At 73.8% G+C, this 15,095-nt stretch carries 9 protein-coding genes and 1 pseudogene; 7 read left to right on the top strand and 3 right to left on the bottom strand.

Going from position 1 to position 15,095, the window contains the following annotated elements; genetic code table 11:
• Position 1 precedes the first annotated feature (1 nt).
• Together ABEB28_RS19820 and ABEB28_RS19825 are read right to left on the bottom strand one after the other, a co-directional pair.
• On the bottom strand, positions 2-2,347 hold the full coding sequence (locus ABEB28_RS19820; protein ID WP_345729638.1) for an AAA family ATPase: 2,346 nt from the start codon (positions 2,345-2,347) through the stop codon (positions 2-4).
• 38 nt (positions 2,348-2,385) lie between these two features.
• The gene (locus ABEB28_RS19825; protein WP_345729639.1) at positions 2,386-5,805 is read right to left on the bottom strand and encodes an ATP-binding protein; all 3,420 of its coding nucleotides are present in this window, start codon (positions 5,803-5,805) and stop codon (positions 2,386-2,388) included.
• 107 nt (positions 5,806-5,912) lie between these two features.
• Between ABEB28_RS19825 and ABEB28_RS19830 the strand changes: the two genes are divergently transcribed.
• Both ABEB28_RS19830 and gntF read left to right on the top strand, forming a co-directional pair.
• Positions 5,913-7,514, top strand: coding sequence for an AMP-binding protein (locus ABEB28_RS19830; protein WP_345729640.1), 1,602 nt, complete (start codon positions 5,913-5,915; stop codon positions 7,512-7,514).
• A gap of 440 nt (positions 7,515-7,954) precedes the next feature.
• A pseudogene (gntF, locus tag ABEB28_RS19835) lies at positions 7,955-8,773 on the top strand (guanitoxin biosynthesis pre-guanitoxin forming N-methyltransferase GntF); the annotation flags it as partial.
• A gap of 24 nt (positions 8,774-8,797) precedes the next feature.
• On the opposite strand, the gene ABEB28_RS19840 reads toward gntF, so the two are convergent.
• On the bottom strand, positions 8,798-9,439 hold the full coding sequence (locus ABEB28_RS19840; RefSeq protein WP_345729641.1) for a TetR/AcrR family transcriptional regulator: 642 nt from the start codon (positions 9,437-9,439) through the stop codon (positions 8,798-8,800).
• Positions 9,440-9,534: 95 nt separating this feature from the next.
• Here ABEB28_RS19840 and ABEB28_RS19845 point away from each other — a divergent pair, with 95 nt between their 5' ends.
• From ABEB28_RS19845 to ABEB28_RS19865, 5 genes are all read left to right on the top strand, one after another.
• Positions 9,535-10,662 carry a VOC family protein gene (locus ABEB28_RS19845; RefSeq protein WP_345729642.1) on the top strand — a complete coding sequence of 376 codons (1,128 nt, stop codon included), beginning with the start codon at positions 9,535-9,537 and terminating at the stop codon, positions 10,660-10,662.
• The gene (locus tag ABEB28_RS19850) at positions 10,659-11,606 is read left to right on the top strand and encodes a fumarylacetoacetate hydrolase family protein (protein WP_345729643.1); all 948 of its coding nucleotides are present in this window, start codon (positions 10,659-10,661) and stop codon (positions 11,604-11,606) included. The genes ABEB28_RS19845 and ABEB28_RS19850 overlap by 4 nt, the downstream gene beginning before the upstream one ends.
• The gene (mhpA, locus tag ABEB28_RS19855) at positions 11,603-13,141 is read left to right on the top strand and encodes a bifunctional 3-(3-hydroxy-phenyl)propionate/3-hydroxycinnamic acid hydroxylase MhpA (RefSeq protein ID WP_345729644.1); all 1,539 of its coding nucleotides are present in this window, start codon (positions 11,603-11,605) and stop codon (positions 13,139-13,141) included. Before ABEB28_RS19850 ends, mhpA begins: the two co-directional genes overlap by 4 nt.
• Entirely contained in the window at positions 13,138-13,866 is a 729-nt protein-coding gene (locus tag ABEB28_RS19860) for an AMP-binding protein (protein WP_345729645.1), read from the top strand. Before mhpA ends, ABEB28_RS19860 begins: the two co-directional genes overlap by 4 nt.
• A 302-nt stretch (positions 13,867-14,168) precedes the next feature.
• Positions 14,169-15,017: an alpha/beta fold hydrolase gene (locus ABEB28_RS19865; RefSeq protein ID WP_345729646.1), complete on the top strand. Its 849-nt coding sequence runs from the start codon at positions 14,169-14,171 to the stop codon at positions 15,015-15,017.
• Positions 15,018-15,095 lie beyond the last annotated feature (78 nt).

The following is a 15,095-nucleotide window of genomic DNA, read 5'->3' on the forward strand; positions in this document are numbered from 1 at the left end:
GTCACTCGATCTCGGCGTCGACGACGACAGAAGCCCGGACCGGATGGTCGTGGCTGCTCCAGAACCGGTGCAGTAGGTCGAAGTCGTGGCTCTCCTGCACCCGCAGCCGCGCCACCCTGCCGTGCACCGGAGCGAGCGCCATCCCGCCCAGCGCCTCGTGCACGACGCCGAGCAACTCGGTCTCCTCCTCGGCCAGGTGCGACCACGCCGACACGATGAAGCCGGCCCGCAGTCCGTCCGCGCCGCGCCGGGCGGCGAGCCGGAACAGTGCGATCGAGACCGCCGGCCGCTTCCCGGCGAGCCGCTCGTCGGTGGGCGAGCCGTGTACCAGGTGAATCTGTTTGAGGAATCGTCCGCGCAGGCACGCGTCCAGTTGGTCGTGCAGGTCGTCGAGGACGGCCCGGAGCAGCTCACCGCGGTCCGGCTGGCCGTCGGTCCCGCGGGGGTGACGGGACAGCCGGCCCAGCTCCAGCAGCTCCACCGCGATCGCCCGCTCCAGGTCGTCCTGGCAGAGCGGCGCTCCGCGCCGGTGGGCGGCGAACACGGCCTTCAGCGCGGCGTTGCGGATGTCCCCGCCGGCCAGCCGGTGCGCCTTGGCCAGCCGTCCGAGATCGACGTCGTCGGCCAGGGTCAGCCGATCGGGGAGCAGGAGCCGCCAGATCCGCTCCCGCTCGTCGGCCTCCGGGAACGGGAACTCGACCCGGACCTGGAACCGGCGCAGGAACGCCTCGTCGATGCCGCCGCGGAGGTTCGTCGCGAGGATCGTCGTGCCGTCGTGCAGCTCGATCCGCTGGAGCAGGTAGCCGACGAGCATGTTCGCGAAGTGCTCACCGGCGTTCGAGGCCTTCTCGACCCGGTTGGAGAACAGCGCGTCGGCCTCGTCGAAGAACAGCACCGCCGAGGCGCGCTCGGCCTGCGTCATCACCTCGTCGACGTGTTTCTCGGTCTCGCCGATGTACTTGCTCACCAACTGCGCCAGATCGACGGTGTGCAGCGGCCGGCCGAGCGTGGCCGCCACCGCCTCGGCGGCCAGCGTCTTGCCCGTACCGGAGAGGCCGGAGAAGAGCGCGACCGGTCCACGCTGCAGCCGGAACCGCCGCTCCAGGTCGAGCTCCTCGGCGATCCGGTCGCGATGGCGGGCATAGTGGACCAGCCGGTCGAGCGCCTCCCGCGTGGTCTCCCGCAGGACGAGGTCGTCGAAGCCCCGGATCGGTACCGTGCGCTGGCTGAGCCGCACGTGCTCCAGCCCGAAGCCGGCGGCGATCCGGTCGAGGTCGGCGAGCGTCGGGGTGGGTGGGGCGAGGCCGAACACCTGCCGGACGCCCCGTGCGTCCAGGCGGTGGCGGGTGGCCAGCTCGGCGGCGTCCGGGGCGGCGAGCGCAATGCCGCGTAACGCCGCCTCGGCGGTCCAGGCATCGCGGCGTCCGGCCCAGGTGGGCGACGCCGCCTCCACGTGCGGTGCGGCCACCGGGATCGCCTCGCGACTGAGCAGCCACGCGCCTCCGCCGACGCCGCTGACCAGCTCTTCGACCGTCCGGACGACGGCGTCGACCGCGGGCTGCTCCAGGGCGCTCAGATCCAGCAGCGGGCACGCGTCGGTCGCGACGCCGACCCGCCAGGCCGCCGTGGCCACGCCGACCGCCGTCTCCGGTGCCGGGGGGACGCCGATCTCGACCACCCGTCGGTCAGTTCGCTCGCGGGCAGCCGCCGCCAGGTCGCCCGGTCCGAACAGGACTTGCCACCGAGGTTCACCAGGGGCACCGGTACCGACGCTCCAGTGCTGTGCGGTCGCGCCCTCGACCGGCGGTTCCGGCGCGCCGAGCAGCGCGGCGACGACGTCGTCCGCCAGATCCAACGGCCGGGCCAGCGGCGCGAACAGCCCCGGCAGGCGGCGGACGAGGCCGCTGCGCACCAACCGGCCACCGGCGCTCAGCGCGTCGGCCAGCGCCCGGGACCGATCCGGATGCCGACCGAGCAGCGCGTGCACGACGCGTTCGGTCGGACGGGGCTGCCGCAGGTCGTCCTGTAGCACCGCGTAGACCGACTGGTACCGCGGCTCCACATGAGCGGCAAGGAGAACCAGGATCACTTCCAGCTGACGTTCGGTGAGCGCGAGCTCGCGGCCGATCCGGCGCAGCACGTGCGATCCGTCCGGCACCAGCTCGGCCGGCTCACCCGCTGGGATCGCGAGGTCGTTGACCGGCGGGCGCACGAGATCGCGTACCGCAGCCCAGCCGCGGCCACCGCCGCCGGCCAGCCGGGATGCCCGCCGCTCCTCCTCGTCGCAGACCTCGAGAATGCGCTGGTCCAGTCGGCCCAACGCGTCGGCGAGGAAGTCATCGACCATCGGCGCGGCCCCCGCGGTGTCGGCCTCCCGAGCCTAGCTCACCGGGCCCCGGCGTCCTCGGCCAAAATCGCGCGCAGGCGGCGCGCGTCCGCGGCGCAGCCGATCGCCTCGTAGTCGGCGAGCGCGCGGTTCAGGTGCTGGGTGCGGGTGAGCCCGAGCGCCGACCGGGCTTCGCCGCCGAGGTGACGGCCGAGAGCGTCGTGGGCGCCGGCCACCTCGTACGGCATCCCGAGACGCTCGGCCTCCGCGGCGGCCCGGACCCACGCACGTCTCGCGGTCCGGCTCCGGCCGCCCGACTCCGCGAGCCGACCGACACCGAGCAGTGCCCGCGGCCGGGCCACCGGGAACGTGCGCGCGTGGCGCCGGAGCCGACGGTGCGCTGCCGCCGCCATCGCCCTGAGCTCCGCCGGGGCGCCGTGGTCGATCAGCGTCAGACAGACGTCGAGCATGCCGGCGTGTGCCTCGAGCGCGTACGGCACGCTGGGCGAGGGCGCGTCGGCCAGACCGTCGGCGATTCGCAGCTCGCGTATCGCTGCGGAGGTTTCGCCGCAGTGCAGCTGCCGCCGGGCGGTGGCCACGTGCAGACGCGCGGCGTCCACCGCGGTCGCCTTCGGCAGGAGCCGAGACGCCTCGGCGCCCCAGGCCGCGAGCGCGGCGGCGTCCGGATCGGTGCGCAGGTTGGTCTCCAACAGGATGAGCAACGCCCAGAGCTGCACACCGGGGTCGTGCCGTTGCCGCCCGGCCGTCAGCCCTCTCGTGGCTCCAGTGACCGCTTCCGGGTACCGGCCCCGGAGGTACTGAGCGATCGCGACGATCAGCCCGTTCTGATCGGCCAGCCGGTGCAGCGGCGCCCCTCGCTGGAGTTCCAGAGCCCTGGCACCGCCCGACTCGACCGCGGACCAGTCGCCGACCCCGAGCCCGTAGAGACCACCGAGGATGCCGACCCAGCAGGCGGTCAGCGGGTCGTCGCTGCGTTCCGCGGCGGCGCGCGCGGCCCGGAGACTCCGGCCACCCGAACGACGGAAACGTGCCGTGCCCACGGTCATCCCCACCCCGGCCTCGGCGCGAGCCACGAGGTCGGCGTCACCGGCTCGCTCCGCGTCGTCCAGAGCCCGGAGCGAGCTGACGAGGACCGGGAGCGGCCCCTCGAGCGTCCAGTACGCCTCGCAGATCGCGAACAGCGCGGCAGCGCGCTCGGTCGCCAGCTCGCGCGTGTGCGCGTCTCGCGCGACCCGGTCGGGGCGGAGGCGGTGCACCGCCCGGTCGCTCACCGCCCTCGCCAGCGCGTTCGCCCAGCCTGCGTGCGAACTCGGCAGCCGAGTGCCCGACGCCGCGAGCGCACGCTCCAGATGGTGCCGCGCGGCGGCCGCCTGGCCGAGTTGCTGCGCGCACTCCCCGAGCACCCGCTGCCAGCGGGCCACGAGCGCTGAGGGCACGTCGTCGCGTCGCAGCGCGGCCCGGACGAACGCCTGGACCTCCCGGAACCGGCCTTGGTTCCGGTACAGCGCCCAGACCCGCATCAGGTGGCTGTCCAGGGCCGCGGGATCGCCGCACCGGACGAACCAATCGGTGGCCACGTGGAGGTTCTCGTCGTCGGCGCCCACCTCCGGGAGCCGGGCGGCGAAGTGCGCGGCATGGCGGCGTCGGACCGCCCTCTCCTGCTCGGGCTCGGCCGCCAGACGCTCGCCCGCGTACTGGCGGAGCAGCTCGTGCATGTCGTACCGGCCGTCCTCGGCCACGACGACCAGCGACTGCTCGACGAGCCCGCCGAGGATCGGGAGATCGGCTCCGGCGACGGCCTCGGCGGCGTCCAGGTCGAAGCCGCCCCGGAACACCGACAGGCGATGCAGCGCCCGGCTCTCGGCGTCGGTGAGGAGCTGGTGGGACCAGTCGATGACCGCACGCAGGCTACGGTGCCGCTGCTCGACGTCGGGCGCTTCGGTGGAGAGCAGCTCCAGTCCCCGGCCGAGCCGGTCGGCGATCGCGTCCGGGTCGGCGCCGCGAACCCAGCGCGCCGCCAGTTCGATGGCGAGCGGCACCCCGTCGACGAGGCGGCACACCCTGGCGACCCCGTCCGAGCCGCCGACACCGAGGCTGCCGGGCCGCACCAGCCGGGCACGTTCTTCGAACAGCTCCACGGCCGGGTATCCGGACGCGGCACGCTCGTCCCCCGGCCGCGGGAAGGCCAGCCCGCGCACCTCGAACACCCACTCCGCTCCGAGGCCCAGCTGCCGCCGGGACGTCACCAGGAGCTGCAGGTCCGGCACGCGACGCAGCAACTCCGAGAACACGGCCGCGGCGCCGCGGAGATGCTCCAGGTTGTCGAGGACGAGCAGCCGTCGCCGACCGGTCAGCTGCTCGGCGATCAGCTCCAGCAGGTCTCCCGGCGCGGACGGCGCCAGCCCGAGCGTGCGAGCGAGATGCGCGACGACCAGGTCGGCGGCGTCGCCCGGACGGGCCGGTGCGGTCCCGACGAACGACGCGAACACCACGTCGTCGCTCGCGCGGCTCCGCCGGGACGCGGCGACCTCCACCGCGAGGCGGGTCTTCCCGATCCCGCCGGGGCCGACCAGCGTCACGAGCCGGCAGGCGGCGTCGTCGAGCATGGAGTGCAGGCGCGCCAACTCCCGCTCCCGACCCACCAGAGCAGTCAGCGGGCGTGGAAGGTCGTCACCCGCGGTCGACGTGGCTGGGGCCGCCAGGTCGGTGAAGCCGCCTGCTCCGGCGATGTCGGCGGCGAGCGAGGCCGTGAGCGCCGACGGTTCGACGCCGAGCTCCTCCCGGAGCAGGTAGCAGCAGGTGTCGTACTGGGCGAGCGCCGCGCTGCGCTGCCCGGCCGTGGCGAGGAACCACATCAGCGCCCGGTGGGCCTCTTCGCGCAGGGGTTCCAGCCCCACCATCCGGCGGGCGGCCTCGATGCCGGCCTCCGTCGCGCCCTGCTCCCGGGCGCGTTGCGCTGCCCGCTCCAACAGCGCCAGCATGTCGGCCCTCGCCGCCGCACGACGGCCGGCCAGCCACTCGTCGAACAGCTCGGCGCCGGGTACCGCGAACCCGTCGAGCAGCTCCCCGCGGCACAGCCGCACGGTCGGCAGCAGGTCGGTGCCGCCCGCGCCGTTCGACCCGGCGCGAGCCGCCCGGCCGACCTCCACCGCGTCGACCCAGACCGGCCGGTCCTCGGCCAGCGTCACGGTCGTCCGGGTGGCGGTGACGTGGTGCGGCAGGATCCGGCGCAGCTTCGTCAGCACCAGCCGCAGATTGGCCCGGGCGGTCTGTTCGGGCAGGTCGCTCCAGAGCAGTCCGGCGAGAGCCGACCGGGAGTGGGCTCGGCCGGTCACCGCGAGATACACGAGGAGCGCGGTGCCCTTGGCCGACGCCAGCCCGACCAGCGGCCGTCCGCTCAGCGACAGTTCGACGCCGCCGAGTACGCGGATGCGGAGCTCTTCGTCCACTGTCGCCACCGCCGTCACCGGGGAGCTCGACTCTAGCGCGGAACACGATCGGGAAACGGTCGGCTAACGGTGCCTTCGTACGGTCCGCCCCACGACGACCGACGAAGGAGCCCTCCATGGCCCTGTCCCACCTGTTCCGCAGCGACCTTCCCGACGTAGAGGTCGGCGGCTCCACCGTGCACGCGACCGTGCTCCGCCACGCAGCCCGGCTCGGCGACAAGCCCGCCCTGGTCGACGCCGCGACCGGCCGGACGATCACTTATCGAGGCCTCGCCACCGGTACCGAGCGGGTCGCGGCCGCGCTCGCGGCGCGAGGCTTCGGGACCGGCGACGTGCTGGCCCTCTACAGCCCCAACCTCCCCGAGTACGCCGTCGCGGCCTACGGAGCGATGGCCGCCGGTGGGATCGTCACCGGCGCCAACCCGATGCTCACCGCGGACGAGCTGGCCGAGCAGCTGGCCGACGCCGGGGCGCGCGTGCTGGTCACCGCGCCGCCGTTCCTGGACCGGGCGCTCGCCGCCGCGGAGAAGGCCGGCGTCGCGGAGGTGGTGGTCTTCGGTGACGCCGCCGGTGCGACGTCGTTCGACACGCTGATCGACCAGAGCGCGCCACCGCCCACCGTCGTCGGCGGCGAGCTGGCCGCGCTGCCCTACTCCAGCGGCACCACCGGTCTGCCGAAAGGGGTGGAGCTGACGCACGCGGGGATGGTCACGAACATCCGGCAGAGCCAGGCCGTGCTGGAGTTCCGCGAGGACGACGTCGTGCTCGCGGTCGCACCCTTCTTCCACGCGATGGGGTTCGGCCTGGTCCTCCCGTGTGGTCTGGCGGCCGGCGCCACGGTCGTGACGCTCGGGCGGTTCAGCCTCGACGGTTTCCTCGCGGCGATCCAGGAGCAGCGGGTGACGGTGACGGTCGTGGTGCCGCCGATCGCACTCGCGCTGGCCGCCCATCCGATGGTCGCCGACTACGACCTGTCCTCGCTGCGGGCGATCGGAGTGGGTGCGGCACCGCTCAGCGCGGCCATCGAGCTGCGGTGCGCCGAGCGGCTCGGCTGCGTGACCGGCCAGGGACTCGGCATCACCGAAGCGAGCGCGCTCCTCACCGTCGGTCCGCTCGACGCACCGCGGCGGGGGTCCGTCGGACGCCTGGTGCCCAACACCGAGGCGCGCATCGTCGACCCGGACAGCGGTGTCGACCTCCCGGCCGGCCGCACCGGGGAGCTCTGGGTACGCGGTCCGCAGCTCATGCGGGGCTACCGCGGTCGGTCCGGCGCCACGGCGGCCACGATCGACGGTGACGGGTGGCTGCACACCGGAGACCTCTGCTACTTCGACGAGGACGGCTACCTCTACGTCGTCGACCGGCTGAAGGAGCTGATCAAGTACAAGGGCTACCAGGTCGCCCCGGCGGAGCTGGAGCACCTGCTGCTCACCCATCCGGCGGTCGCCGACGCGGCCGTGGTGCCCCGCCCCGACCCCGACGCCGGCGAGGTCCCGGTCGCCCACGTGGCGCTGCGGGCACCGGCGACCGCCGAGGAACTCCTCCGGTACGTCGCCGCGCGGGTGGCACCGTACAAGCGGCTCCGGGCGGTTCGGCTGACCGAGTCGGTCCCGAGGTCAGCCGCGGGCAAGCTGCTCCGCCGCGTCCTGGCCGACGGCGAGCGGCGCGACGCCGAGCGATCCGACGCCGAGCGGCCCGACGCGGGAGCCGGGCGGTGACGGCGGTCGCCGGAACCCCCCGCCGCGCCGGCCTGCTCCGCTGGGTGATCAGCCTCGTGGCGACCGCCGCCTCGACCTACGCGCTGGACGCGGTCGCCACGGCCGCCGGAATCGCGCTGGTCGCCTCGGGCCTGCTCGCCGGGCTCGACCACGCGTGGGCGCTCGCGTTCCTCGCCGCCACCTACCTCGCGTGGATCCAAGGACTGCGGACCAGCCTGCCGGCGAACCGGACCCTGCTCACGACGACGGGGACCAGCACGAACGTCCTGTCCAAGGCCGCGCACGACCTGGTCCGGCGTGCGACGACGAACGAGCGGGCCGGGCGGATCGCCGCGGACGCCGGGTACGTGGGCAGCGAGATCGGCAAAGAGGTGCCGTACTACGTCGGTGCGTTCGGCGCCGTCCTCCTCAGCGACTCGGTCGGGTCACGGGAGGCGCTGGTGTTCCTCGGCGGCGCCAACCTCGTCGCCGCCGCGTACGAGTACGGGCTCGGCCGTCTGACCCGGGCGGCTCTCCGCAGGCGACGCCGCTACGCGTCGTTCGAGGCCGACTGGGTGCCTGCCGAGTACCTCGCCGGCTACTACCGCCAGGTGGAGCCGGACGAGATCGCCACGATCGCCTTCCTGGTGGAGGCGGTGCGCCGGGCACCGCAGGGCCGGCCGATGCTGTTCTTCGGCGTCGGTCCGACCCTGCACCACGTGTTCGCGGCCGCTCCCGTGGCCTCCGAGATCCACCTGGCCGACTACCTACCGGCCAACCTCCGTGAGATCCAGCGCTGGATCGACCGGGATCCCGCCGCTCACGACTGGCGCCCGTTCGTCCGTCACACACTGCGCTGCGAGAGCGGCGAACGCGGCGAGGAACCGACGTCCGAGCAGGTGACCGCCCGGGAGGAGCTGGCGCGCGCGAAGATCACCGCGCTGATCCAGGCGGATGCGCGGAATCCGCGTCCGATCGACCGCCGGTACTCCGCGGTCGTCAGCGCCTACTGCGCGGATTCGGCGACCGCGGACCGGACCACCTGGACGGTGTTCATGGGCCACATCACGTCGATGGTCCGGCCCGGAGGGCTGTTCGTCACCGCGGCGCTGCGCCGCTGCCGCGGCTATCACGTCGCGGGAAAGCTCTTCCCGGGTGCGGACATCGACGAGGACGACGTTCGCGCCGTACTCGAGCGGGATTTCGACGTCGCCGACGGGGACGTCGTGGTGCACGAGGTCCCACAGGGCGACGTCCACGGCTACTCGGGGATCGTGCTCGCGACCGCCCGGCGGCGCGCGTGGTCAGGAACGGTCCGGCAGCGGGCGGTGGGCGATCTCGTGGGCGACGTCCGGGGGCATGCCGAGCATCCGGAGCACCTGTTCGGCGAGCTCGTCGGCGTCGGCCTCGACGACGTCCCCACCGGACAGGCGCAGGTGCAGGAACGCGAGCAGTGAGCCGGCCGTGCTGGCCAGTGCCACGTACGCGTTCCGCACGGTGAACTGTCCGGACGCGATACCCCGCTCGATGTCGCGCAACGCCCGGGGCGCGAGCCCGCGGTCGGCCTCCAGATAGGCCATTCCCGACCGCGCCAGAATGCGGGCCATGTGCGGGTGCGTGCCCACCAGGCGGCCGGTCAGCCGCACCGAGGCCGCGAACACCTCGGCCGGGTCCTCGACGTCGGGGAGCAGGTCGTCGAGGTACTGGCCGTGCTGCTCGAGGACCTCCAGGACGGCGGCCTCGAACAACTCGGCCTTGCTCGTGAAGTGGTTGTAGAACGACCCGAGCCCGACGTCGGCGGCCTCGGTGAGCTCTTGAACGCTGAGGTCGGTACTCCCCCCGCTGGCCAGCACGTCGCGGGCGGCCGTGATCAGCGCCTGGCGCGTCCGGGCCTTTCGGCGGGCGACGCGGTTGGCTCCCTGCCGTGCGTCGGTCTCAGCGGTCACCCCCCGACTGTAGAGGAGGCTCTTGACAGAGGGTTTCATCAGAGTTGAAGATTTCGTCACTTTGATGGGTAGCCCGAGGACGAGGGGGCGTCGCGATGGCCGAGCCAGCGACCGCGCACGAGAACCTGCACAGCGAGCACGGCGCCCACCGCGGCGAGCATCCCGGCCGCGCCCGGAACCCGGTGATCAAGGTCGCCGACCTGGCGTGGCTGGAGTTCGAGAAGCCGGACCTCGACCGGGCCGAGCGCTTCGCGGGCGACTTCGGCTTCGCGGTGGCCGCGCGGACGGACGGTGCGCTCTACCTCCGCGGGACGTTCGCCGGGTCCGGCTGCTCGGTGATCCGCCGGGGGCCGGTGTCCCGCTTCGTCGGCCCGGCGTTCCGCGCCGTCGACGCCGCCGACCTCGACCGGCTCGCGCGCCACACCGGCGCGGACGTCCGGCAGCTCGCTGAGCCCGGCGGTGGCCGGGTCGTCGACGTCCGGGATCCGAGCGGGTTCCCGGTCCGCGTCGTCCACGGCGTCGAGGAGTTGCCCGCGCTGCCCGAGCAGCGGCCGCAGACGCTGAACGTCGGCGCCGCGCCACACCGGATCAACGCGACGCAGCGGCCGCCGCGCGAACCGGCCAGGGTCCAGCGCCTCGGGCACGTCGTGCTGCAGACCACGCGGTTCGGCCAGGCACTGGACTGGTACCTGGAGCACTTCGGGCTGATCGTCAGCGACTTCCTGTTCCTCGACGGCCAGCGGGATCGCGGGCCGACGATGGCGTTCCTCCGCTGCGACCGGGGCAGCGAACCGGCCGACCACCACACGCTCGCCATGCACCTGGGCCCGGAGACCGGCTACGTGCACTCCGCCTACCAGGTCACCGACCTGGACGCCGTCGCGGCCGGCGGCGAGTACCTGACCGAGCGCGGCTACCGACGCGTCTGGGGCATCGGCCGGCACATCCAGGGCAGCCAGATCTTCGACTACTGGCGCGACCCGGACCGGCTGATGATGGAGCACTTCGCCGACGGCGACCTGTTCGACGCGACGGTCGAGCCGGGCTGGGCGGAGATGTCGGCCAGCGGCCTGTCCCAGTGGGGACCGCCGGTGACCGCGGATTTCCTCGGCACCCGACCGTCGCCGGCGATGGCCAGCACTGTGCTCGGCGCGCTCCGCGACGACACCAACGAGATCGACGTCCCGCGCCTGATCGCGCTGATGAAGGCGATGAAAAAATGACGATCGACGTAGTCCGCACGGCCGACGGCTGGTGGATCGAGCGCGACGGCCACGCCATCGGCATCGAGACCGCTGCCACCACCACCGCCGAGCTGCTCGCCGACCGCGCCGCGGTCGAGAAGGCGGCGGAGAATGCCGGCGCCTCCGCGGGGACGAGGCCGATCGCGGAGCTCGCACACGAATCGCCGGTCACCGCCCCGTGCCGGGTGGTCGCGCAGATGGTGAACTACCGCTCGCACGCCAAGGACTCCGGCTTCGACCCCGACCGGGTGTCGCCGACGTTCTTCCGCAAGTCGTCGGCGTCGATCAGCGGACCGACCGACCCGATCGTCAAGCCCGCCCACGTCCGGCTGCTCGACTACGAGGTCGAGCTCGGCCTGGTTCTCGGCGCCGCAGTGCCGATCGGGACGGTGGTCACCGAGGCGACGCTGGCCGAGTACGTCGCCGGGCTCGTCGTCGCCAACGACGTCAGCGCCCGCGACGTGCAGCTGACCAAGGGCCAGTTCTACGAGAGCAAGTCCTACCCCACGTTCACCCCGGTCGGGCCGCGGCTCACCCTGCTCGAACCGGAGGACTTCCCGCACCTGATCAACCTGCGCCTGCGTCTGGCGGTCAACGGTGTCCCCCGGCAGGATCGGACGCTCGCCGACATGATCGTCGGCCCGGCCCGCGCGCTGACCCTGCTGGCCCGATTCCAGACGCTCGCGCCCGGCGACCTGCTGCTCACCGGCACACCGGGCGGTACCGCGCTGAAGGCGCCTCCGAAGATCGTCGAGAAGATCGGCGCCCTGCTGCCGCCCGAGCGCAAGTGGCGGACGTTCTTCGCCCGCCAGGAGGCCAATCCGCGCTACCTGAAGCCGGGCGACGTGGTCACGGCGAGCATCGCGACGCCGGACGGGCGGATCGATCTCGGCTGCCAGCACACGACGGTGACCGCGCCGTGATTCCGGTGGCGATCGTCGGCGCCGGCCCGGTCGGGCTCACCGCCGCCCTGCTGCTGGCCCGGCACGGCGTGCCCAGCGTCGTCCTGGAACGCCATCCGCAGCCGTTCCCGCTGCCCCGCGCGGTGCACCTCGACGACGAGGTGTGCCGGATCCTGCAGGCGGCCGGCGTCGCGGAGGCCTTCCGCCGGGTGAGCCGCCCGACGCTCGGCATGCGGCTGCTCGACGCCCGGCACCGGACGATGGCCGAGTTCCGCCGGGCCCGGCCGATCGGCGACCACGGGTATCCGCAGGCGAACCTCTTCGACCAGCCCGACCTGGAGCGGTTGCTGCGGGAGGCGGTCGCCGGCGCCGGGATCCCGCTCCGCACCGGGGCCGAGGTGCTCGGCGTGCACCAGGAGGCCGGTCTCGTCCGCCTGCGGGTCCGGGGCCGCGAGGACCTGACCGCCCGCGCGGTGCTCGGCTGCGACGGGGCGAACAGCACGGTGCGGGCGTCGATCGGCGCCACCCTGACCGATCTGGGGTTCTCCGAGCAGTGGTGTGTGATCGACGCCCGCAGCGCCACGCCGCTGGACGCGTGGGACGGCGTCCACCAGGTCTGCGACCCGGCGCGCGCGGCCACCTACATGCGCGTCGGCCCGGACCGGTACCGGTGGGAGTTCCGGGTGCGACCGGGTGAGGACGTCGCCGCGCTCACGGAGCCCGACCGCCTGGCCGAGTTGCTCCGCCCGTGGACGGGTGGCGCGCCGGTCGAGGTGATCCGCGCCCAGGCCTACACGTTCAAGGCCCGGCTCGCCGATCGGTGGCGACGCGGCCGCGTGTTCCTGCTCGGCGACGCCGCCCATCTCACCCCGCCGTTCATCGGACAGGGCCTCGGCTCGGGTGTGCGGGACGCGCTCAACCTCTCCTGGAAGCTGGCCGCCGTGCTCCGCCACGCGGCCGACGAACGGCTGCTCGACACGTACGCCACCGAGCGCGCGCCGCACGCCCGGCGAATGGTGCGGACCGCGATGATGGTCGGCTGGACGATGACCGGCGGCCAGGACGGCGCCGCCGCACTCCGCCGAGCCGTGCTGGCCGGTGCCTGCCGGCTGCCCGGCTTCACCGCCAGTGCGCTGGACGCCGCCGCGCCGCGCCTGCGCCGCGGCCCGCTGGTCCGCTCGCGGCCCGGACCACGCCCCGGCCTCGCCGGAACCCTGGTCCCGCAGCCCTGGGTGACGGTCGACGGCCACCCCCAGCGGTTCGACGACGTCCTCGGCACCGGGTTCGCGCTGCTCTCCGCCGGCCCGCTCGACGACACGGCCGACGCGCTGGCCGCGAGCATCGGCGCTCGGCGTCTGGTCCTCGGCCGCGACCTCGCGGACGACGACGGCACGCTCCGTGCCTGGTTGGCGCGCGGCCGTGCCCGGTACGCGCTGATCCGGCCGGATCGGGTGGTGCTGGCCGCCGACCGCACCGGCCAGGGCCTGCTGGACGCCGTTCGAGCCTCTCTTCCTCTCCTCCCACCGTTCCGCATGCTCCTGGAAGGAGCCGCATGAGCCTGCTCTGGCCCACCGACACCGACCCCGCCGGCATCGAGGCCGTGCCGCTGTCCGACCGTGCGCTCCCCGCCAGCACGTACGCGCTGCTGGACCGCGCGGCGACCTGCTGGCCCGACGACGAGGCGACCGTGTTCCTGCCCGACGTCACCGCCTGGCAGAAGCCGGTCACGTCGACCCACGCGGAGCTGCGCGACCGCGTGCACCGGGTCGCCAACGTCTTCACCGAGCTGGGTGTCGGCCGCCGGGACGCGGTCGCGTTCCTCGCCCCGAACAGCGGCGAGATGCTCGCCGCGCTGCTCGCCGCCCAGGCGGTCGGGATCGCGCAGCCGATCAACCCGGCGCTCTCCCCGGCGGCGATCGCCGGCCTGCTGCGCCTCGGCGGCGCCCGCCTGATCGTGGCGGCGGAACCGTCGATCGAGCTCGCGGCCGAGCTGGGGAAGGAGCTCGGCGTTCCGGTCCTGGCGCTGCAGCCCGACGATCCGGATCGCCTGGACGCGCTGGATGCTCAGTCGCGCGCCGATGTTCCGTCCCTGGACGAGCTGGCCGCCGCCCAGCCGGACGACCGGCTGCTCACCGCGGACCGGGCCGCACCCGGTGACCTCGCGAGCTACAGGCCGGCGTCCCGACCCTGGTCCTCAATCACCTCTCGCCGGGCGACCCGAACCTGGTTCCGGACGCCGTCTGGGAGCGGAAGGCCCGGACCGGCTACTCCGGCACGGTGATCGTGGGCCACGATCTCCAGCGCATCCCCCTGGCCGGCCCGCGGTGAGCCGGACAGACGCCGACGCGGCGCGCGATGCGCGCGGACAACGCCGCGGCCCCGCTCTCCGGCTCGCCCCGGCGACGTTCATGATCGAGCGCCTCGACGAGCGGTAAACCTGACGACGCGGGCCGCTTCCTGCCACAATCAGACTCTCGCGAGCGTTCCGTGGACTGCCGGGTAAGAAGCGGATCGATTGACCGGTTCTCCGACCCGCCCTCATCGGAGACTCCGAGGTAGCGACGCCGCACCCCGAGGAGCGACATGTCCGGCGACCCGGCCCCCCTGTTACTTCTCCACGGCTTCTGGCACGGGTCCTGGTGCTGGTCGGAGGTGCTCCCTCGGCTCGCAGCGGCCGGGCGCCGGGCGGCCGCCGTCGACATGGCCGGACACGGCTTGCGGGCACGCCGCCCCGCGTTCGCGCGTCGGTCACCGGCGGACGCGCAGGCGCAGGCCACCGAGGTCTCCCCGGTGGCCGACGTGGATCTCGACCACGCCGGTGACCTGCTGATCGCGCAGATCCAACAGCTCGGCGGCGGCCGCCCGGTCGTGGTGGTCGCTCACAGCGCCGGCGGCTTCGTCCTGACCCGCGCCGCCCAGCAAGCGCCCGAGTTGATCGCGCACGCGGTGTATCTGGCGGCGTTCATGCCCGCGTCCGGCGTCCCCGGCATCGCCTACATCCAGTCGCCGGAGAACGCGGGCGAGCTCATCGGGCCGTCCCTGCGCGCCGATCCCGCGGCGGTGGGGGCGCTCCGGCTGGACACGTCGTCGAGCGACGCCGACTACCAGGCGCAGCTGCGTCAGGCGTTCTACGGCGACGTCGACCCGGACGCCGCCGACGCCGCGATCGGATTGCTCAGCCCGGACGCGCCGGCCGCGATCGTCACCGCAACCACCACGCTGACCAGCGACGGCTGGGGCTCAGTGCCGCGCACCTACGTCACCTGCGAGCAGGACATGGCGATTCGGCCGACGTTGCAGCGCAGGTTCATCGCGGAGGCCGACGCGGCCTATCCGGGGAATCCGACGACCGTGGTGGCGCTCGACGCGTCGCACTCGCCGTTCCTGTCGATGCCGGAGCGCGTCGCCGACCTCGTCCGCACGGTGACCTGACGGGCCCCTACACGCAGCAACGCCCGGCCCTCATCGGGGCCGGGCGTCGCGACGACCGGGACGGTCGCGCCGGATGTG

Origin of the sequence: Cryptosporangium minutisporangium, assembly GCF_039536245.1 — a bacterium.
Classification (GTDB): Bacteria; Actinomycetota; Actinomycetes; order Mycobacteriales; family Cryptosporangiaceae; genus Cryptosporangium; species Cryptosporangium minutisporangium.

Excerpts from the sequence above, each read along its gene's own strand:
- ABEB28_RS19820 (WP_345729638.1), bottom strand. The coding sequence starts at position 2,347 with ATGGTCGATGACTTCCTCGCCGACGCGTTGGGCCGACTGGACCAGCGC.
- ABEB28_RS19830 (WP_345729640.1), top strand. The coding sequence starts at position 5,913 with ATGGCCCTGTCCCACCTGTTCCGCAGCGACCTTCCCGACGTAGAGGTC.
- ABEB28_RS19845 (WP_345729642.1), top strand. The coding sequence starts at position 9,535 with ATGGCCGAGCCAGCGACCGCGCACGAGAACCTGCACAGCGAGCACGGC.
- ABEB28_RS19850 (WP_345729643.1), top strand. The coding sequence starts at position 10,659 with ATGACGATCGACGTAGTCCGCACGGCCGACGGCTGGTGGATCGAGCGC.
- ABEB28_RS19860 (WP_345729645.1), top strand. The coding sequence starts at position 13,138 with ATGAGCCTGCTCTGGCCCACCGACACCGACCCCGCCGGCATCGAGGCC.
- ABEB28_RS19865 (WP_345729646.1), top strand. The coding sequence starts at position 14,169 with ATGTCCGGCGACCCGGCCCCCCTGTTACTTCTCCACGGCTTCTGGCAC.